The 20,100-nt window shown below is 54.4% G+C and carries 20 protein-coding genes; 14 read left to right on the top strand and 6 right to left on the bottom strand.

Annotation, left to right across the window (positions count from 1 at the left end):
- Window positions 1–185: 185 nt before the first annotated feature.
- Together mltA and tcdA are read left to right on the top strand one after the other, a co-directional pair.
- Window positions 186–1,334, top strand: coding sequence for a murein transglycosylase A (gene mltA, locus QNH99_RS04945; protein ID WP_063880777.1), 1,149 nt, complete (start codon window positions 186–188; stop codon window positions 1,332–1,334).
- A gap of 49 nt (window positions 1,335–1,383) precedes the next feature.
- Window positions 1,384–2,184: a tRNA cyclic N6-threonylcarbamoyladenosine(37) synthase TcdA gene (gene tcdA / locus QNH99_RS04950; protein ID WP_109717019.1), complete on the top strand. Its 801-nt coding sequence runs from the start codon at window positions 1,384–1,386 to the stop codon at window positions 2,182–2,184.
- On the opposite strand, the gene csdE is transcribed toward tcdA, so the two are convergent.
- Window positions 2,181–2,630: a cysteine desulfurase sulfur acceptor subunit CsdE gene (gene csdE, locus QNH99_RS04955; protein WP_283356281.1), complete on the bottom strand. Its 450-nt coding sequence runs from the start codon at window positions 2,628–2,630 to the stop codon at window positions 2,181–2,183. The two genes, tcdA and csdE, sit on opposite strands and share 4 nt — an antisense overlap.
- Window positions 2,631–2,632: 2 nt before the next feature.
- Entirely contained in the window at window positions 2,633–3,841 is a 1,209-nt protein-coding gene (gene csdA, locus QNH99_RS04960; protein WP_283355074.1) for a cysteine desulfurase CsdA, read from the bottom strand.
- Between the two features lie 211 nt (window positions 3,842–4,052).
- Here csdA and QNH99_RS04965 point away from each other — a divergent pair, with 211 nt between their 5' ends.
- The 4 genes from QNH99_RS04965 to rlmM all read left to right on the top strand — a co-directional run bounded on the left by QNH99_RS04965 (window position 4,053) and on the right by rlmM (window position 7,067).
- On the top strand, window positions 4,053–4,274 hold the full coding sequence (locus tag QNH99_RS04965) for a YgdI/YgdR family lipoprotein (RefSeq protein ID WP_063880774.1): 222 nt from the start codon (window positions 4,053–4,055) through the stop codon (window positions 4,272–4,274).
- A gap of 335 nt (window positions 4,275–4,609) precedes the next feature.
- Window positions 4,610–5,527, top strand: coding sequence for a transcriptional regulator GcvA (locus QNH99_RS04970; RefSeq protein WP_063880773.1), 918 nt, complete (start codon window positions 4,610–4,612; stop codon window positions 5,525–5,527).
- A gap of 51 nt (window positions 5,528–5,578) precedes the next feature.
- Window positions 5,579–5,974 (top strand): DUF423 domain-containing protein, encoded by a 396-nt coding sequence (locus QNH99_RS04975; RefSeq protein WP_096011753.1) that lies wholly within the window; start codon window positions 5,579–5,581, stop codon window positions 5,972–5,974.
- On the top strand, window positions 5,967–7,067 hold the full coding sequence (gene rlmM, locus QNH99_RS04980) for a 23S rRNA (cytidine(2498)-2'-O)-methyltransferase RlmM (RefSeq protein ID WP_063880771.1): 1,101 nt from the start codon (window positions 5,967–5,969) through the stop codon (window positions 7,065–7,067). Before QNH99_RS04975 ends, rlmM begins: the two co-directional genes overlap by 8 nt.
- 39 nt (window positions 7,068–7,106) lie before the next feature.
- Here rlmM and xni read toward each other — a convergent pair whose 3' ends face one another.
- From xni to queF, 3 genes are all read right to left on the bottom strand, one after another.
- Window positions 7,107–7,865, bottom strand: a complete 759-nt coding sequence (gene xni / locus QNH99_RS04985; RefSeq protein ID WP_283355073.1) for a flap endonuclease Xni — start codon at window positions 7,863–7,865, stop codon at window positions 7,107–7,109.
- Window positions 7,866–7,898: 33 nt separating this feature from the next.
- Complete coding sequence (gene ppnN, locus QNH99_RS04990) at window positions 7,899–9,263, bottom strand: nucleotide 5'-monophosphate nucleosidase PpnN (RefSeq protein WP_014605152.1); 1,365 nt, start codon at window positions 9,261–9,263, stop codon at window positions 7,899–7,901.
- Between the two features lie 169 nt (window positions 9,264–9,432).
- Window positions 9,433–10,278 carry an NADPH-dependent 7-cyano-7-deazaguanine reductase QueF gene (gene queF, locus QNH99_RS04995; protein WP_063880769.1) on the bottom strand — a complete coding sequence of 282 codons (846 nt, stop codon included), beginning with the start codon at window positions 10,276–10,278 and terminating at the stop codon, window positions 9,433–9,435.
- A gap of 61 nt (window positions 10,279–10,339) precedes the next feature.
- On the opposite strand from queF, the gene syd reads away from it, so the two are divergent.
- The 4 genes from syd (at window position 10,340) to QNH99_RS05015 (ending at window position 13,036) form a co-directional block, all read left to right on the top strand.
- Window positions 10,340–10,888, top strand: a complete 549-nt coding sequence (syd, locus tag QNH99_RS05000; protein ID WP_283355072.1) for a SecY-interacting protein — start codon at window positions 10,340–10,342, stop codon at window positions 10,886–10,888.
- A gap of 580 nt (window positions 10,889–11,468) precedes the next feature.
- Complete coding sequence (locus QNH99_RS05005; RefSeq protein WP_063880767.1) at window positions 11,469–11,804, top strand: YqcC family protein; 336 nt, start codon at window positions 11,469–11,471, stop codon at window positions 11,802–11,804.
- Entirely contained in the window at window positions 11,798–12,577 is a 780-nt protein-coding gene (gene truC, locus QNH99_RS05010; protein ID WP_096011751.1) for a tRNA pseudouridine(65) synthase TruC, read from the top strand. Before QNH99_RS05005 ends, truC begins: the two co-directional genes overlap by 7 nt.
- A gap of 12 nt (window positions 12,578–12,589) precedes the next feature.
- On the top strand, window positions 12,590–13,036 hold the full coding sequence (locus QNH99_RS05015) for a flavodoxin (RefSeq protein WP_063880765.1): 447 nt from the start codon (window positions 12,590–12,592) through the stop codon (window positions 13,034–13,036).
- Window positions 13,037–13,158: 122 nt separating this feature from the next.
- Here the strand turns inward: QNH99_RS05015 and garD are convergent, their stop codons facing one another.
- On the bottom strand, window positions 13,159–14,718 hold the full coding sequence (gene garD / locus QNH99_RS05020) for a galactarate dehydratase (protein WP_283355071.1): 1,560 nt from the start codon (window positions 14,716–14,718) through the stop codon (window positions 13,159–13,161).
- A gap of 511 nt (window positions 14,719–15,229) precedes the next feature.
- Between garD and QNH99_RS05025 the strand changes: the two genes are divergently transcribed.
- From QNH99_RS05025 to garL, 4 genes are read left to right on the top strand one after another with little or no spacing between them, the layout of a single operon-like run.
- Window positions 15,230–16,573: an MFS transporter gene (locus QNH99_RS05025; RefSeq protein WP_109717025.1), complete on the top strand. Its 1,344-nt coding sequence runs from the start codon at window positions 15,230–15,232 to the stop codon at window positions 16,571–16,573.
- 9 nt (window positions 16,574–16,582) lie between these two features.
- Window positions 16,583–17,929 carry an enolase C-terminal domain-like protein gene (locus tag QNH99_RS05030; protein ID WP_283355070.1) on the top strand — a complete coding sequence of 449 codons (1,347 nt, stop codon included), beginning with the start codon at window positions 16,583–16,585 and terminating at the stop codon, window positions 17,927–17,929.
- Window positions 17,930–17,939: 10 nt separating this feature from the next.
- Complete coding sequence (gene gudD, locus QNH99_RS05035) at window positions 17,940–19,271, top strand: glucarate dehydratase (RefSeq protein ID WP_063880761.1); 1,332 nt, start codon at window positions 17,940–17,942, stop codon at window positions 19,269–19,271.
- Window positions 19,272–19,317: 46 nt separating this feature from the next.
- Entirely contained in the window at window positions 19,318–20,088 is a 771-nt protein-coding gene (gene garL, locus QNH99_RS05040) for a 2-dehydro-3-deoxyglucarate aldolase (protein ID WP_063880760.1), read from the top strand.
- Window positions 20,089–20,100: the final 12 nt, after the last annotated feature.

Consider the following 20,100-nt stretch of genomic DNA (forward strand, 5'->3'; position numbering starts at 1 on the left):
CTCCGCACGATGATTGTTGCAACCCCTTTTTGCCCTAAAAGGCTAAATTTGCTGTTAATTGCTGAAGGATTCCCCCGTTTGATGATTTATTGAACCGATATCCATTATGACCAAACAGGATGGATTTCATTATGATGACGGCTTTGCTATCGTCGCGTGGCGAACAGTCATAAAAAGAGATGAAGATGAAAGGACATTGGGCGAAGTATGCACTTACTGGCGCATTTTTAGCGCTGCTGGCGGGCTGTAGTTCTAAGCCAACCGATCGGGGTCAACAGTATAAAGACGGTAAACTGGAGCAGCCCCTTGCCCTGGTCAATCAACCTAACGCCAAAGGCCGTCCGGTTAATGGCAGAGATTTTGGCGAACAGGTGCGGCAGATTCAGTCCACGTCATCTGCCCTGTTTGGTCGCAACAACAGTACGTACAGTGCGGTCGAGAACTGGTTGATAGCCGGTGGCGATACGCGTCAGCTGCGGCAGTTTGGTTTGAATGCGTTTCAGATGGAAGGCACCGATAATTACGGCAACGTGCAGTTCACGGGCTATTACACACCGGTGGTCGAGGCGCGCTACACGCGACAGGGCGAGTTCCAGTACCCTATTTACCGGATGCCGCCACGCAAACGCGGACAAAAGCTGCCAAGTCGTTCTTCTATATATAGTGGTGGGTTAGACGATCGTTATGTGATTGCCTGGAGCAATTCACTTATTGATAACTTCATTATGGATGTGCAGGGCAGTGGCTACGTCGATTTCGGCGACGGTCGTCCGATGAGCTTTTTTGGTTATGGCGGGAAAAACGGCTGGGGTTATCATAGCATCGGTAAAGAGCTGATTGACCGTGGCGAAGTTAAGCGTGAAGACATGTCCATGCAGGCGATTCGCCAGTGGGCGGATGAGCATTCCCCAGAGGAAGTGCGTGCGCTGTTAGAAACCAATCCTTCATTTGTCTTCTTCAAACCTGAATCCTACGTGCCGGTACGCGGCGCCAGCGCTGTACCGCTGGTGGCGAAAGCCTCTGTGGCATCAGATCGTTCACTGATTCCTGCCGGAACGGTGTTGCTGGCAGAAGTGCCGCAGCTGAATGAAAAGGGCAAATTCAACGGTAAATATGAGATGCGGATGATGGTGGCGCTGGATGTAGGTGGTGCAATTAAAGGCCAGCACTTCGATATTTATCAGGGCGTAGGGCCGGATGCTGCTCATCTTGCCGGTTTCTATAACCATTATGGTCGCGTGTGGGTGCTGAAGTCTGCGCCTGGCGCTGGGCAGCCGCTGTTCAGCAATGCTCAGAGCGGTAACAACGGCACCATGCTGTTAGGTGCTAACTAATTCTTGATGCTGCGGGCGCGCTGGCCCGCACTCTGTAACAGGTTTAATTATGAAAGTGTTAAACGATGCCTGGCACCAGCGTTTTGGTGGTACGGCACGTCTTTATGGCCGGCAGGCGCTGCAGCTGTTCGCCGATGCGCATTTCTGCGTCATCGGTATTGGTGGCGTTGGCTCCTGGGCCGCAGAGGCGCTGGTGCGCACCGGGATTGGCAAAATAACCCTGATCGATATGGACGATGTCTGTATCACCAATACCAATCGTCAGATACATGCGCTTAGCGGCAACGTGGGCAAAGCCAAAACGGAAGTGATGGCGGATCGCCTGCGCGCAATTAATCCTGATTGTGAGGTGGTGTGCATTGATGATTTTATTACTCCGGACAACACGGCCACGCTGCTGGCGGCCGATTTTGACTATGTGATCGATGCCATCGATAGCGTCCGCCCCAAGGCCGCGTTAATTGCCTGGTGTCGGCGCAATAAGATCCCACTGATCACAACCGGCGGCGCGGGAGGTCAAATCGATCCGACGCAAATCCAGGTGAGCGATCTGGCCAAAACGATTCAGGACCCTCTTGCGGCCAAACTGCGCGAGCGTCTGAAGCAGTCAGGCGTGGTAAAGAACAGCAAAGGCAAGCTGGGCATCGACTGTGTGTTTTCTACCGAGGCGCTGGTGTATCCGCAGGCGGATGGCACGGTTTGCGCCTCACGTAGCACGGCAGAAGGGCCGAAAAGAATGGACTGCGAATCGGGATTTGGCGCGGCAACCATGGTGACGGCCACCTTCGGCTTTGTGGCGGTATCCCATGCGCTGAAGAAGTTTCTGGCGCGCGCGGCGCGCCAGGCTTAACCCAGCAACCGCTGTGCGCTTTGTTGCACGGCGTCAGCCAGCGCTTTCAGGCCACTGCTGCGTGAGGCGCTGAGCTGGGCGCGCAGGCCCAGTTCTTCAAACAGGTCCAGCGGATCGGACGCCAGCAATTGCGCGGGCGTTTTGCCTTCCACCGCGGTCAGCAGCACGGCCAGCAAACCGCGCACGATGCGACCTTCGCTGTCACCATAAAAGTGCAGAGCACCCTTTTCGCACAGCTGACTGCCGAACCAGACGCGGTTTTCACAACCGCTCAGCTCGATATCCGGCGTTTTTAACGTGTCGGGTAAAGCGGGCAACTGCCGACCCAGCAAAATCAACTGCCGGTAGCGATCTTCCCACTGATGAAAGCGGGAAAAGGTTGCCTGCAAATCAGCCGGGGTTATTTCCACACCAAACGGGTGGGGCGCTAACAGGGGGGCGGTCATCATCAAAACTCCGATAGCAATGCGATGGTGCTGTGCATGGCGCGCAGCAGCGCATCCACATCCTGAAGATTATTATAAGGTGCAAACGAAACGCGTAACGTGCCTTCAACGCCTAACGCCGCCATGAGCGGCTGAGCACAGTGCTGGCCTGCTCGCAGGGCGATACCGTGCTCTGCCAGTAGCGTCACGATGTCGCTGTGATGAATGCCCTGAATATCAAAGGCCAGCAGGCTGGCACTGCCGCAGCGGAAGCTTCGAAAGCCGGGCAGCTCAGCAAGCTGCTCCTCGGCAAGGCTGGCTAACTGCTGACTCCACATCTCGGCTTTGCGCATATCTAGCTGCTGCAACCAACTGAGCGCAGCGCTTAACCCGGTCACACCCGCAACATTTGGCGTACCGGCTTCAAAACGCCAGGGCACCGGTTGCGGGGTAAAACCGGTAAAATCTACCTGCGTCAGCATCTTACCGCCGCCCTGTAAGGGAATCATCTCTTCCAGCAGTTCGGTTTTCCCGTACAGCACGCCGATGCCCATTGGCCCGTAAAGTTTGTGCCCGGAAAAGGCATAGAAATCAATATCCAGCGCCTGCACATCTGGCGGGCAATGCACCACACCTTGCGCGCCATCCACCATGACTTTTACGTCTGCCGCGTGGGCCAGCGCGATGACCTGAGCTAAATCCGGACAGCCGCCGGTCACATTGGACATCTGTCCGATCGCCAACAGGCGAGTCCGGCTGTTAATCAATCCGGGCAATTGTGACATATCTGGCAGGCGATCGGGCCCAATCGGCCATTTCACCACCCGGGCATCGCTGGCCTGTGCGACCATCAGCCAGGGCACCAGGTTGGCGTGATGCTCCGCTTCACTGACAATAATTTCATCGCCAGCTTGTAAACGCGGGGCTAACCAGCCGTGGGCAACCAGGTTAATCGCCTCCGTGGTGCCGCGCGTCCACACAATCTGGCGATCGCTGGCGGCATTAAGCCAGTGCGCCACCGTGCCACGCGCCTGTTCGTACTGGGCTGTCAGCTGGCGTGCGGCTGCAAACTGGCTGCGGTGGACCGTACCGGCGCTCAGGCTGTAGAACTGCTGCGTCGCGTCTATCAACGCCTGCGGTTTCAGCGTGGTAGCGGCACTGTCGAGATAAACACCGGCATCATTTAGCGCTGGAAACTGCTGACGAAATGAAGAAGGATTGAAGGCGCTCATACGTGGCTCATAGGTTGTTAATTTTCAGATTAAGGCTGAAAGATGGCTATCTGTCTGGCAAAGCTGGAAAAGCGGGTTATGCTGAGTATTGCAAGGTATAAACTTAACCCGCATGGCGATACGACATACTTACAGTCGATCCCACTTGACCGTCTCTTTGGTCAGCGTAACGCGGGGGGTTTGGTGCAATCAATCTGCAAGGAGATAGAAGATGAAAAAACTCGCCGCAATGTTGGCCGTTTGTACAATGGCCTTTACTTTGGCTGCCTGTTCAAGCAACTACGTGATGCATACCAATGATGGCCGCACGATCGTCGCAGAAGGCAAACCAAAGGTCGATACTGACACCGGTATGATCAGCTATAAAGATGCGAATGGCAATGAGCAGCAAATTAACCGTTCAGATGTGAAAGAGATGGTTGAAACGAAGTAGTCAGCGCATAAAAAAAGCACCGCAATTTGCGGTGCTACTCAATATCACAATGGACAGACAGGGTAAATCTACAGGAATTAAAAAGCTTGATCTGTAAAGGTCAGATCAAAATTGCAAACACAACATCACGACCACAAGCCAAAAGCTTTCAGAAAATCTGCGAACTCACTCACAAATCTAAAAACTTTTCGTTCCGGCTCTGGAAGTAGCGCAACTATAGGTATTTGCTGGAGCTTCCTCAACGGACAATTTATAATGTCTCGGATTATAAATTCTAATACGTAATGCCTTTGTATTAGTTCGCGTATTTTTTGCCAGGCTGGCTACGGAAAACCATGTCAAAACGTCTTCCTCCCCTTAATGCACTGCGGGTATTCGATGCCGCAGCACGCCATTTAAGCTTTACAAAAGCCGCTGAAGAGCTGTTTGTCACCCAGGCTGCCGTCAGCCATCAGATTAAATCGCTGGAAGATTTTCTGGGATTAAAGCTGTTCAGGCGGAGGAATCGTTCGCTTTTGCTCACGGAAGAAGGGCAAAGCTACTACCTGGACATCAAAGAAATTTTCACTGCCCTCAATGAGGCCACGCGCAAACTGCAGGCACGCAGTGCTAAAGGCGCGCTCACGGTCAGTTTGCTGCCGAGTTTTGCTATTCAATGGCTGGTGCCGCGCCTTTCCAGCTTTAATATGGCTTATCCGGGCATTGATGTCCGTATCCAGGCGGTGGACCGGGATGAAGAGAAACTGGCTGATGATGTGGATGTGGCGATTTTCTATGGCCGGGGCAACTGGCCCGGACTGCGGGTAGAAAAACTCTATGCAGAATACCTGCTGCCGGTGTGTTCTCCGTCGCTGATGACTGGGGAGAATCCGCTTAAAACCCCCATGGATCTTGCCCGCTTTACTCTGCTACATGATGCCTCGCGCCGCGACTGGCAGTCCTATATTCGCCAGTTGGGCGTTCAGCACATCAACGTGCAACAGGGCCCCATTTTCAGTCACAGTGCCATGGTGCTGCAGGCGGCTATTCATGGACAGGGCGTGGCATTAGCCAATAACGTCATGGCGCAAAGCGAAATTGAAGCGGGACGGTTGATTTGTCCGTTTAATGACGTTTTGGTGAGCAAAAATGCTTTTTATCTGGTTTGTCATGACAGTCAGGCAGAACTGGGTAAAATAGCCGCCTTTCGACAGTGGATTCTCGCCAAAGCGGCAACCGAACAAGAAAAATTCCGCTTTCGTTATGATCAGTAATGTTTTTGATTTTTTTGCAGGGACCTGCAAACGCACCTTGAGGATAGGTTGATGTCCAGACGTGCCATGTTTATTTTTGCGGCCATCAGCGGTTTTTTCCTGGTGGCATTTGGTGCTTTTGGTGCTCACGTGTTGAATAAAACGCTGGGCGCCACTGAAATGGCCTGGATTCATACCGGGCTGGAATACCAGGCTTACCATACGCTGGCTGTACTGGGGCTGGGTGCGGCGATGCTGTATCGCTGTAACATCTGGTTTTACTGGAGCAGTGCGTCTATGGCGCTGGGAACCGTATTGTTCAGCGGCAGCCTCTATTCGCTGGCGCTGTCGCATTTAACGTTTTTTGTCTTTATCACGCCCGTCGGGGGATTGTTCTTCCTGATTGGCTGGCTATTGATGTTGATTGGCGCGCTGCGTCTTAAAACCAAGGCAGAACGCCATGAATAAAGTTTTACTGTATTGCCGCTCCGGCTTTGAAAAAGAGTGTGCAGCAGAAATTAGTGCTAAAGCTGCAGAGCATAACGTTTACGGCTTTCCTCGGGTAAAAGAGGACGCCGGTTATGTTCTGTTTGAATGTTATCAGCAGCCTGATGCGGAAAGGCTGATCCGTGAACTGCCGTTCGACACGTTGATTTTCGCCCGCCAGATGCTGGTCGTCGGTGAACTGCTGCGCGATCTGCCTCAGGAGGATCGCATTTCGCCGATCGTTGGCATGTTAAGCGGCGTGGTGGAGAAAGGTGGAGAGCTGCGTGTTGAAGTTCCTGACACCAACCAGGCAAAAGAGCTGACCAAATTCTGCCGTAAATTTACCGTGCCGTTACGTGCCAGCCTGCGTGAGAGCAACATTCTGCTCAACTACGAAAGCCCAAAACGCCCGGTGGTGCATGTGTTCTTTATCGCCCCCGGCACCTGTTACGTGGGCTATTCGCTGCCAGAAAACAATTCGCCATTTTATATGGGCATTCCGCGTCTTAAGTTTCCGTCTGACGCGCCAAGCCGCTCAACGCTTAAGCTGGAAGAAGCCTTTCACGTTTTTGTGCCAGCCGATGAGTGGGATGAACGTTTAGGCAGCGGGATGTATGCTGTCGATTTGGGCGCTTGTCCTGGCGGCTGGACGTATCAACTGGTTCAGCGCAGCATGATGGTCTATGCGGTGGACAACGGTCCTATGGCACCGAGCCTGATGGATACCGGACAGGTGTTCCATGAACGTGAAGACGGTTTCCGCTTCCGTCCGCCCCGCACCAACATCAGCTGGCTGGTGTGCGACATGGTGGAAAAACCTGCACGCGTGGCGAATCTGATGGCGGACTGGGTGGTGAATGGCTGGTGCCGGGAAGCCATTTTTAACCTGAAATTGCCTATGAAGAAGCGTTATGAAGAAGTGACGCAGAATCTGGCCATGATCGAGGAGCGCCTCACTGAAAATGGGATCAATGCGCAGATTCGCGCGCGCCAGCTCTACCACGATCGTGAAGAAGTGACGGTGCACATCCGTCGTATCTGGGCTGCCATGGGTGGCCGTCGCGACGAGCGCTAATCACCACCGCCGGGTGCCCTTGCGCCCGGCCTGGTGATGTTAATCGCCATGGTAACGCAGTAAATTCAGATTCCCTTCCAGCACTAAATCCTGCTTCAGCCGGGCAACATCGCGGCTGATAAGCGCCATCTCCTGGCCTGATTGCAGCTTATTACGCCATTTTGTCGGAACCTGATCCAACTGCTGATACAGAGCTTCCAGTGAACCAAACTGTAGCAGTAGCTCCCGGGCGCTTTTAGGGCCGATGCCCGCGATGCCTGGGATTTTACTGCTGCTGATGCCGCATAATCCCCAATAGTCGGGCAGAACGGACGGTGCAACGCCGAACTCGGTTTCAATAAACGGCAAATCCAGCCAGCGCTTCTGAAAATAATCGCGGATGCGAATCGCCGGAGCGAGAAGCTGGCAGTAGCCCTTATCGGTAGAAACAATGGTGGCCTGATGGCCAGCATGCGCCATTTTTACCGCCAGCGTGGCGGCCAGATCGTCGGCTTCATCCTGTTCGGCAATCCAGCAACTGACGCCCACCGCCCGAAAAGCCTCCTGCAGGGCTGGCATTTCAGCCTGTAAATCTTCCGGCATCGGCGGTCGGCCACTTTTGTAGTCGGGTAACAACTGATGCCGCCATCCCTGATGACGGGCCTCGCCGTCGAACACTGCCACAACATGCGAGGGGCGCGTGTGTCCCAGAAGCTGGCGCAACGCCGCAACGCAGCCCTCCACACAGGGCGTGCCCTGCACGGCATGCAGGCGACGAATTAAATTGAGTGCATCAACAATAAGTAAGTGATGTGACATAAGGTAAGGGCAGCCCGCAGGCTGCCTCCTGGTTTACTTAATGATTTCGTAGCACGGGATATAGGCAGTGCCGGGCAGTTTCATACGCTGCTGTGCCACAAAGCCCTGTAGCAGTTCATCCATGCGGTGCATGATGTCGGCATCACCGTGCAGTTTATAAGGGCCTTTTTCGCGGATTTCGCGGATGCCCATCTCTTTCACGTTACCCGCAACGATACCGGAGAACGCCCGGCGCAGGTCGGCAGCCAGTTTTTCCGGCGGCTGATTGGTATAGAGATTGAGGTTAGCCATATTTTCATGGGTCGGCATAAAGGGCACCTGCAAATCCTGAGCAATGCGAATTGACCAGTTAAAGCTGTAGGCATCACCCGTTTCGCGGCGATGCTCTTTCACCTGCGGCATGGCTTTTCTCATCAGGCGGGCGACCTCGGCGGCATCATCGATAATGATCTGATAATGCTTACGTGCCTGCTCCCCAAGCGTACTGACAATAAAGTCATCCAGCACACGGAAATAGTCCGCGCTCTCTTTTGGCCCGGTCAGGATGAGCGGCAGAACCTGATGTTCGTTCTGCGGATTCATCAGAATGCCCAGCAGATAAAGGAATTCTTCTGCCGTCCCCACGCCGCCAGGGAAGATGATGATGCCATGTGCAATACGCACGAACGCTTCCAGACGCTTTTCGATATCCGGCATGATGATCAGTTCGTTCACCAGCGGATTAGGCGGTTCAGCCGCGATAATCGACGGCTCGGTCAAACCAATAAAGCGACTGTCGCGATAGCGCTGCTGAGCATGACCTACCGCTGCGCCTTTCATTGGGGCTTCCATCACGCCCGGACCACAGCCGGTACAGATATTCAGTTCGCGCAGGCCCAACTGCGTGCCCACGTTGCGACAGTACTGGTATTCTACCGCGTTAATCGAGTGGCCGCCCCAGCAGACAACGGTATTGGGATATTCGCCCACGTGTAATGCCCGGGCATTACGCAGAATGGAAAACACGGTGTTGGTAATCATGACCGAATCGTTGTCTTCTGCGCAGGGTAAGCGTCCAGAGCTGGCTAACTGGCCGTTAACAAACAGGATATCGCGCAGCACGGCAAACAGGTTGGCCTGCAGTGAACGAATAATATGGCCGTCTACAAAGGCCTCTTCAGGCGGATTGATCAGTTCCAGCTTGATACCGCGCTCGCGGCGCAGCACGTTGATATCGAAGTTCTCAAAACGCGACAGCAGTTCATGGCTACTGTCAGTCTGACTGCCGGAGTTGAGCACGGCGAGCGAGCAGTTACGGAAGAGTTGATACAAATCGCTGCTGGCTGTGCGCTTCAGCATATCTACTTCCAACTGGGAGAGCAGATCCATAGAGCCAAGAGGGCTGACATGTGTAATCAAATGAACTCCTTTGCACCCGCGAGGGTGATGGCTGACACTGCAAATGCAGTGACGAAAATCCCTGGTCGGCAATCCACTGTTTACCGCCTTGCCCAGAGTAGCCTTGTGGGCAGGGCTTGCTCAAGTGGAACCGGATAGTTGACTGACTTCCTGAGAAATATCTCGCAAACTATTGACGTACCAGACGAGAATGACCGGGCGTAAAGGCCACGTTACTGCGCCAGGGATTGATATCCAGTCCGCCACGGCGCGTATAGCGTGCGTAAACGGTAAGCTGTTCCGGCTGACAAAAACGCATCAGGTCATTGAAGATACGCTCAACGCACTGTTCATGAAACTCATTATGCTGACGAAATGAAATGATGTAGCGCAGCAGCGCTTCGCGATTGAGCCGTGGGCCCTTATAGCGAATCATCACCGAGCCCCAGTCAGGCTGGTTGGTGATCAGGCAGTTAGACTTAAGCAGATGGCTGACCAGCGTTTCGTCCACCCGCTCCTGACCAGCAGCATCAACCAGATAATCGGCATTGAAGCCATAATCTTCAATCTCGATATCCTGCTCATCAATGCAGTCGCCCGCAAAGTGCCCGACAGGCTGGCCCTCAATTTCATTTAACCGAAACAGCGCAACACGTACATCACCTTCCGCGCAGGCACGCAGATCCTGCTCCAGCGTTTGGCGTACCTCGCCCCAGTCGGCAAAGCGGGTTTGGTTAAAGCTGTTAAGATAGAGCTTGAAACTCTTGGACTCGATAAGATTGTGACTCCGGGCGTCAAGCACCACTTCGCCCACCGCAACCTGCGGAACACCTTTACTGTTGAGCCACGAAAGTTCATACAACGTCCAGATATCAGCACCTGTAAAGGGCAGGTTATCAGGATAGAGGCCGAGCGGCTCGCGGTTCATGCTGCGAGGCACCGCCTGTAATAAGCTGTTGTCGTAGCGATCGTGATAAGCTGTAGGCTTGCCCAGCGTCAGATTGCTAAGCGCCGGGTCCGGCTGATAAGAAGACATAACGGTTACCACTGAGGTCATCAAAGTGAGTAAGTGTAACCTATCAGAAGTGAGAATTTGAATGATGCAGCAAACGGCTGACGCCTTAATCGATTTCACCACCCGATATTGCCAGCACTGGCAGCAGGATTACGGCCATGTGCCGGCCAGCAGTGATCTGTATGGCGTACCTTCACCCTGCCTGCTGGAGAACCGTGGAGAGCGTGCCCTCTGGCAGCCCCAGCCCTTTAGCCTGCCGCCATCGCTGGATGCCGTTGAGCGAGCGGTGGAGATCCAGCTCGATCCGCAAATCACCGCATTTTATACCAGCCAGTTCGCCGGAGACATGCGCGCCAGCTATGAACAAAACAGGCTGACGTTACTGCAGGTCTGGAGCGAAGAGGACTTTGTTCGACTGCAGGAAAACCTGATCGGTCATTTAGTGATGCAGCGGCGTCTGAAACAGGCCCCGACCCTGTTTATCGCGACCACGGATTCTGAAGAGAACATTATCTCGCTGTGTAACATCAGCGGGAATGTCATTCTGGAAACACCCGGGCAGAAAAAGCGCGTCACGCTGGCGTCCGATATCCCCTCTTTTCTCAATAATTTACAACCGCTTAGTGACTAGTTACAGATATCTGCTAGCAGCCGTGTGAGAGATCTCTTACAAACTCTGTGAGAGATCGCTCTATAATTCACGCGTCCTTTATTCCGAAAAGATGTAAAAATATTGTAAATCATTAACTTATTAGCTGCGCTGATGGGCTGCTTCTATAAGGTAAGGTTATAAATCATTTTAACACCTTGTGCCTTGAGTAGTTTCTGACGAGAATATCACTCGCGGACAGGATGTCCTGGACAACAGGAGCCGTCAGGATGACGGTAGCCAGGAGGCCGGAACGTAACGGAGTTTACGTCACAAGGAAGGCTTCAGGATGAAGCAGGACACTCAGGACGGAGTTAACGGACACCTCCAGGATGGAGAATGAGAGCCCCTCAGAAGAGGCGGCGGGCCAGGAGGCTAAGGATTGATCAGGATGATACGCGGATGGAGTTCGCACGGGAAAAGTTGTCACGGATGAGCAGGGAGCACTAACGTAGCCGGAAAGCTGCAAACGAACCGGGAGCACTGTTTAATGACAGTGCTCCCTTTTTTTGTGCCTGCGGGTTATGCTTGCCACCCATTTTTCTCCAGTCAGAGGTGATGCATGACGCTGGAACACTTAATTATTCAACGGCTTGAGCAGGTCGAAGCGATAATGCACGAGCACAATCTCTGGCAGACCGCTGCACCAGACGCTCAGGCGTTCACCAGCGAGCAACCTTTTTTCCTCGACACGCTTCAACCGCTGGAATGGTTACAGTGGGTACTGATTCCGCGCGTTCGGGCCATCATTGATGCCCGGCAACCTTTGCCAAAGAACTTCGCGGTCGCGCCCTATTTTGAGGTCGCCTTAACGCCTGAGCAGCCCGGTCGTTCGCTGCTGCTCCTCACGTTACAGCAGTTGGATGCCCTTCTGGAGGATGAGTCTGCCGGATGTTAGAGATCATTTATCAGGATGAGTGGCTGGTGGCGGTGAATAAACCTGCCGGCTGGCTGGTGCACCGCAGTTGGCTCGATCGCCACGAAACCCAGTTTGTGATGCAGACGGTGCGCGACCAGATAGGCCAGCATGTTTTTACGGCGCACCGGCTCGATCGCCCCACGTCGGGCGTGCTGTTAATGGGCCTTTCCAGTGAAGTGGGCCGCCTGCTGTCACAGCAGTTTGAGCATCACCACATGGAGAAAACCTATCACGCTGTGGTACGTGGCTGGCTTGAAGGCAGCGATCGGCTGGATTATCCGTTGGTCGAAGAACTGGACAAAATCGCCGACAAATTTGTCACTGATGCGCGCATGCCACAGCCTGCTGTGACCGATTATCATGCGCTGGCAAAGGTCGAGATGCCGGTTGCGGTCAGTCGTTATCCCACCGCACGTTACAGCCTGATTGAGCTCAAACCGAAAACCGGCCGTAAGCATCAGTTGCGTCGGCACATGTCCCATTTGCGCCATCCCATCATCGGTGATTCAGCCCATGGTGATTTGCGTCAGAACCGCGGCGCAGCTGAGCATTTTGGCGCTAATCGCTTAATGCTACATGCCAGCAGCCTGGCGCTCAGCCATCCTGTGACTAAAGCACCCCTGGTGATTCGCGCCGGGCTGGATGCTGTCTGGCAAGGCGTTCTGGATCAGTTTGGCTGGCAGGCCTGTTTACCTGATGTGCCACGGGTTGAGTTTATGGCTGGCTCAGGTCAGGATAGCGTGACGGAATAAAGGGGAAGAGAAATGGCGAAAATTGGTATTTTTGTAGGCACCGTATATGGCAATGCATTACTGGTGGCAGAAGAAGCAGAACCGGTTTTGCAGCAGCAAGGCCATGACGTGAAGATTTTTGAAGATCCTGGGTTAGCCGACTGGCAAGGCTATGCAGAGGATGTCGCCTTAGTGATTACGTCAACCACGGGTCAGGGCGATTTTCCGGATACGATTTCTGGCCTGTTCCACGACGTGCAGGACAAACTGGGCCACCAGCCGACACTGCGCTATGGCGTCATTGCACTAGGCGACAGCAGCTACGAAAACTTCTGTGGCGCGGGCAAACGTTTTGACGCCCTGTTGCAGGAGCATCAAGCCAAACGGGTAGGGGAGGTGTTGTTGGTGGATGCCACTGAAGATCCGGAACCTGAATCCGTTACCACTCCATGGGTTGAGCAATGGGGCAAACAGCTCTGATAAGCGCATGTCAGCCTTGCTGTTTCGCTGCCGTCCCACGCTAAACGGGCGGCAGCCCATTCTGACTAACGGGATCAGGCCGTGCGGGCCTTCCCGTTAGCGCAGTCATAACGGCATCTTGCTCAGGTTATCGGCGCGGGATTAAAGACGGCCAGCTGATTACGAATCCCCCAGCGATCTGACCAGGTCTGTTTTCTGCCGCTGGCAATGTCCAGAATCAATTCGAATAACCGCCAGCCAACCTGCTCGATGGTTTCTTCACCTGTGGCAATGGTGCCGGCGTTAATATCCATCAGGTCATGCCAGCGCTCCGCCAGCGCATTGCGGGTCGCCATTTTAATCACCGGAATTGCAGCCAGACCATAAGGCGTTCCCCTGCCGGTGGTAAAAACCTGCAGGGTGATGCCGGAGGCCAGTTGCTGGGTTCCACACACAAAATCGCTGGCGGGCGTGGCGGCAAAAATCAGTCCACGCCGCGTAGGGCGTTGCCCCGGGGACAGCACTTCCACAATCGGACTGCGACCTGATTTGGCAATGGAGCCAAGGGCTTTTTCCACCACGTTTGCCAGCCCGCCTTTCTTGTTACCGGGAGAGGGGTTGGCGCTGCGATCGGTTTTGCCTTGATCAAGATAGCTGTCATACCAGGCCATCTCTTCAATCAGCCGCTGCCCCACTTCCTGATTGATCACACGCGGTGTCAGTAAGTGAATCGCGTCGCGCACCTCAGTAACCTCAGAGAACATCACGGTCGCGCCACTGCGTACCAGCAGGTCGGACGCAAACCCCACTGCGGGGTTCGCCGTTACGCCGGAAAAGGCATCACTGCCGCCGCACTGCATCCCCACGACTAATTCAGAGGACGGACAGGTTTCACGCTGGCGCTGATTCAGCCGCTGCAAATGGCGCTCTGCCACCTGAAGGATTTCATCCACCATCGCGCCAAAGCCCACCAGTTTCTCATCCTGCAAACGCACAATATCTTCGTCATCCAGCGAAATAGGCTGCACGTCGGGCGTACCGGCCAGTAAGCGCTCAGGTTGTAACTTTTCACAACCCAGGCTGACCACCATGATTTCGCCGCCGAAATTCGCGTTGAGGGCCAGATTGTGGACGGAACGGATAGGGATGACCGCCGCAGGGGCGTTGATCGCCACACCGCAGCCGTACAAATGATTCAGCGCAACCACACCATCCACGTTGGGATAACGGGGCAGTAAATCACGCTCTATCATTTGCACCACATAATCCACCACGCCCGCCACGCAGTGAACACTGGTGGTAATGCCTAAAAGGTTACGTGTGCCTACGCTGCCGTCGGCGTTGCGATAACCCTCAAAGGTATAACCTTCAAGCGGCGGCAGGTCAGGCGGAACATTATTCGCCAGGGGCAAACTCTGCAAATCGGGCGCGTCCGGAAGCGCAATGAGTGATTCATCGATCCAGCTGCCTTGGGCAATATCACGAATCGCAAGGCCAATCACTTCACCATAACGCAGCACGGCCTGGCCCTGAGGAATCGCCTGCAGCGCAACCTTATGTCCCTGGGGGACATGCTCAATCAATGTCAATCCATCACTAAACGTGGTGCCCGCGGCCAGGCCCAGGCTGTTCACCACAATCGCAACATTGTCATTTTCATGAACTTTAATGCAGAGCGGTTGTTCTTTTGATGTTGGGGTCATCGCTCACCTTCCAGTGGGTAGCGCCTTGTTTGCGCGGCGCATTCATTATGATAAGCCAGGTGTCACAGGTTCGGTATCTGCCAGGGTCAGTATAAAGAGGCAATACCGCCCGCACATTGTGCAATTGACCTATATTCGGCGTTCTGGTGACGCAGTTTTAATGTCTTTTTACTAAATCAAGTGAAGATTCTCACAAAGCCAGTTATCTCCACGCCTTTGGGCGCGCTTTTTGTGATTTTTTACAAAATACGTGAAACGTTCCGCAGCGTTTTATGCAACGGCACAAAAAAGCCTCCTCCTTCTCACCTTATTCCAGGGTGATATTCCAATGCCTCAACCAAATCAGCTTCATATACTGATTTCCGTTTTCCCGGGCAGGTTATTTGTCACGACGCATTATCGGTTTGCCACTAAAAAAATCGCCGTGTTTAACCTACATCTCTCTGATACCCAACGCGATGTGTATGCAGTCAGAGCGAATGTGGCTTTCGCTATATTTCAGGAGTGCATCATGAGTAGTTATCACCAGACAACGGAGGCGGTACAAAAACGCACCAACGCGCGTTACTGGATCGTGGTCATGCTGTTTATTGTGACCTCATTCAATTACGGCGACCGCGCCACGTTGTCTATTGCGGGTTCGGCGATGGCAAAAGATATCGGCCTCGACCCGGTGGGAATGGGCTTTATCTTCTCTGCTTTTTCGTGGGCGTATGTTATCGGACAAATCCCTGGCGGCTGGCTGCTGGACCGCTTTGGTTCTAAGCGCGTCTATTTCTGGAGTATCTTCCTTTGGTCGTTATTTACCCTGCTGCAAGGCTTTGTGGACTTGTTCAGCGGTTACACCATTGTGATGGCGCTGTTTATGCTGCGCTTTATGGTGGGGCTGGCTGAAGCGCCTTCATTCCCAGGCAACAGCCGTATTGTCGCAGCCTGGTTCCCGGCTCAGGAACGCGGGACGGCAGTAGCAATTTTCAACTCTGCACAATATTTCGCTACGGTGATTTTTGCGCCAATTATGGGCTGGCTGACCTCTGCCGTGGGCTGGGCGCACGTGTTCTGGTTTATGGGGGGATTGGGGATTATTTTGAGCCTCGTCTGGCTCAAAGTGATTCACGATCCCTGCGATCATCCTGGCGTGAACAAAGCAGAACTGGAATACATGGAGCAGGGCGGCGCGCTGATCAACATGGATCAGAAAAGCGTGAAGCAAAAAGTCAGCTTAAGTGATAAGTGGTTCCAGGTTAAGCAACTGCTGCAATCGCGCATGATGATCGGTGTGTATATCGGTCAGTACTGTATCAACGCCCTGACATACTTCTTTATCACCTGGTTCCCGGTCTATCTGGTACAGGCGCGTGGCATGTCGATCCTTAAGGCGGGGTTTGTCGCCTCGGTTCCTGCGCTCTGCGGCTTTATCGGTGGTGTGCTCGGTGGGGTGATATCCGACTGGCTCATGCGCAAAACCGGCTCTCTGAATATTGCCCGTAAAACGCCGATTGTCCTTGGGATGCTGCTCTCTACTTCCATGGTGGTCTGTAATTATGTTGAGACGGACTGGGTTGTGGTTCTGTTCATGGCGACCGCCTTCTTTGGTAAAGGCATCGGTGCGCTGGGTTGGGCCGTGATGGCGGACACCGCGCCGAAAGAGATCAGCGGGCTGAGCGGTGGTCTGTTCAACATGTTTGGCAACGTCTCCGGCATCGTCACGCCTATCGCGATCGGCTACATCATTGCGTCTACCGGCTCTTATAACGGTGCGCTGGTTTATGTGGGCATTCACGCGTTCGTTGCCGTGCTTAGTTATCTGGTGCTGGTGGATAACATCAAGCGCATCGAACTGAAAACACGTTAAGGAGCCAGCATGAATACGCAATCAACGCCCGTGATTACCGATATGCAGGTCGTTCCTGTGGCTGGCTACGACAGTATGCTGCTGAATATTGGTGGGGCCCATAATGCCTGCTTCACGCGCAATATCGTGATCCTGACTGACAGTGCCGGACACACCGGGCTGGGTGAAGCGCCAGGCGGCGAAACCATCTATCAAACCCTGGTGGACGCCGTACCCCAGGTGATCGGTCAGCAGGTCGCCCGCATGAACCGGCTGGTGCAGCAGGTTCATCAGGGGAACCAGTCCGCCGATTTCGATACCTTTGGCAAAGGTGCCTGGACGTTTGAACTGCGCGTCAACGCGGTCGCGGCACTGGAGGCTGCATTACTAGACTTGCTGGGACAATGTCTGGGGGTTCCGGTCGCTGAGTTGCTCGGTCCGGGTCAGCAGCGCGACGAGGTGACCGTTTTGGGCTACCTGTTCTACTTAGGTGACCGCCGTAAAACCGATTTGCCTTATCTGACCGGCGAGAAGGCACAGCATGACTGGTATCACCTGCGTCATCAGGAAGCCCTGAGTAGCGAAGCCGTTGTCCGTTTGGCGGAAGCGGCACAGGATAAATACGGTTTCAAAGATTTCAAACTCAAGGGCGGCGTGCTGCCGGGCGAACAGGAGATCGCGACCGCCCAGGCGCTGAAAAAACGCTTTCCCGAGGCGCGAATCACTGTCGATCCCAATGGCGCGTGGCTGCTGGACGAAGCGATCGGGCTGTGCAAGGGCATGCAGGATGTGCTGACCTACGCGGAAGATCCCTGTGGTGCTGAGCAGGGTTATTCAGGACGCGAGGTGATGGCCGAGTTTCGTCGTGCCACAGGCTTACCGGTCGCCACCAACATGATCGCCACCAACTGGCGTGAAATGAACCATGCGCTGATGCTGAATGCCGTTGATATCCCGCTGGCCGATCCGCACTTCTGGACGTTAAGCGGTGCCGTGCGGGTCGCGCAACTTTGCGATGAATGGGGCTTAACCTGGGGCTGCCACTCAAATAACCACTTTGATATTTCCCTGGCGATGTTCACCCATGTCGGTGCCGCCGCGCCCGGTAAACCTACCGCGATAGATACCCACTGGATCTGGCAGGAGGGCGATCAGCGTCTGACGAAAAATCCGCTGCAGATCCGTCAGGGAAAAATTGCGGTGCCAGATGCGCCAGGCCTGGGTATCGAACTGGACTGGGAACAACTCCGCCTGGCAAACGAACGCTACAAATCACTGCCAGCGGGCGGGCGCAATGACGCCACGGCCATGCAGTATTTGTTACCCGGCTGGACATTTGACCGTAAACGCCCGGCGTTTGGCCGGGCCTCTGCTTAAGGGATAACAGATGAATACGACACCGAAAATTACCGCCATGCAGGTTATTCCCGTCGCCGGTTATGACAGCATGTTATTAAACCTGAGCGGCGCACATTCACCTTTCTTCACCCGAAATATCGTCATCATTAACGATAACGCCGGCCATACCGGCGTAGGTGAAATTCCCGGCGGCGAAAAAATCCGTCAGACGTTGGAAGATGCCGCGGCGCTGGTGGTGGGGAAAACGATTGGCGAATATAAAAACATCCTGAGCCTGGTTCGCACCACCTTTGCCGATCGCGATGCCGGCGGTCGGGGTAATCAGACCTTTGATCTGCGCACCACGATTCATGTGGTTACCGGGATCGAAGCCTCACTGCTGGATCTGCTGGGGCAGCATCTGGGCGTTAATGTTGCCTCGCTGTTGGGCGATGGGCAGCAGCGCGACAAAGTAGAGATGCTGGGTTATCTGTTTTACGTTGGCGATCGCAATAAGACTTCACTGGGCTATCAGAACCAGGACAACGACGCCTGCGACTGGTATCGCCTGCGCCATCAGGAAGCGCTCACGCCCGATGCGGTGGTGCGTCTGGCTGAAGCCGCCTATGAAAAATACGGCTTTAACGACTTTAAGCTCAAAGGTGGCGTGCTGAGCGGCAGCGACGAGGCAGAAGCGATTACGGCGCTGGCGAAACGCTTCCCGCAGGCGCGCGTCACTATTGATCCCAACGGAGCCTGGTCGCTGGACGAAGCTATTACGCTGGGCAAGCAGCTTAAAGGCGTGCTTGCCTATGCAGAAGATCCCTGTGGCGCAGAGCAGGGCTATTCCGGACGCGAAGTGATGGCTGAATTCCGACGGGCAACCGGCCTGCCTACCGCCACCAATATGATTGCCACTGACTGGCGTCAAATGGGCCACACCTTATCTCTGCAGTCGGTCGATATTCCGCTGGCGGACCCGCACTTCTGGACGATGCAGGGTTCCGTGCGCGTGGCGCAAATGTGCCACGCGTTTGGCCTGACGTGGGGTTCGCACTCCAACAACCATTTCGACATTTCGCTGGCGATGTTCACCCACGTTGCCGCTGCCGCACCGGGCAAGATCACCGCCATTGATACACACTGGATCTGGCAGGAAGGCAATCAACGACTGACCAAAACGCCTTTCCAGATTGAAGGTGGCATGGTCGCGGTGCCGCAGGCACCGGGGCTGGGTATTGAACTGGATATGGATCAGGTCATGCAGGCCAATGCGCTCTATCAAAAGCATGGTCTGGGCGCACGTGATGATGCGCAGGCGATGCAGTTCCTGATCCCGCAGTGGACGTTTGATAACAAGCGCCCGTGCCTGGTGCGTTAACTTTTTTGGGCTTCCTTGAGGAAGCCCGTTCCACAGGAGCCAAATCATGAGTAATACAGCCTGGCCAAATGAATTTCGCCGCCGCCTGCTGGCTGGTGAAACCCTGATCGGCAGTTGGTGTGCCCTGGCAAGTCCTCTCTCGACCGAAGTGTTGGGGCTGGCCGGATTTGACTGGTTAGTACTGGATGGTGAACACGCACCCAACGATATCACCACCTTTGTGCCTCAGCTCATGGCGTTGAAGGGCAGCCCCAGTGCGCCGGTGGTGCGTCCACCCTGTAACGAACCGGTGATTATTAAGCGCCTGTTGGACATTGGTTTTAACAACATCCTCGTCCCCTTTGTAGAGAACGAAGAAGACGCCAGACGTGCGGTGGCCTCAACGCGCTATCCGCCTGCCGGGATTCGCGGCGTGTCGGTTTCTCATCGCAGCAACATGTACGGCACGGTGCCGGATTATAACGGCACCATTAACGACAACATTGCTGTGTTAGTACAAATAGAAACGCAGCAGGCCGTGGACAATATTGATGCTATCGCGGCCGTTGACGGGGTGGACGGCATTTTTGTCGGCCCTGGCGATTTGTCTGCCGCACTTGGCTACCTTGGGCAGCCCGCGCACCCGGAGGTATTGAAGGTCATCAAACACATCTTTGAGCGGGCAAAAGCGGCTAACAAGCCCAGCGGTATTCTGGCACCGGTTGAGGTGGACGCCCGGCGCTATCTCGAATGGGGCGCCACTTTCGTTGCCGTAGGCAGCGATCTCGGTGTTTTTCGCAGTGCCACTCAGGCGTTGTGTGACAAATTCAAAAAGTAATCATCAGGAGAA

It is taken from the genome of Pantoea allii (genome assembly GCF_046529425.1).
Taxonomy (GTDB): domain Bacteria; phylum Pseudomonadota; class Gammaproteobacteria; order Enterobacterales; family Enterobacteriaceae; genus Pantoea; species Pantoea allii.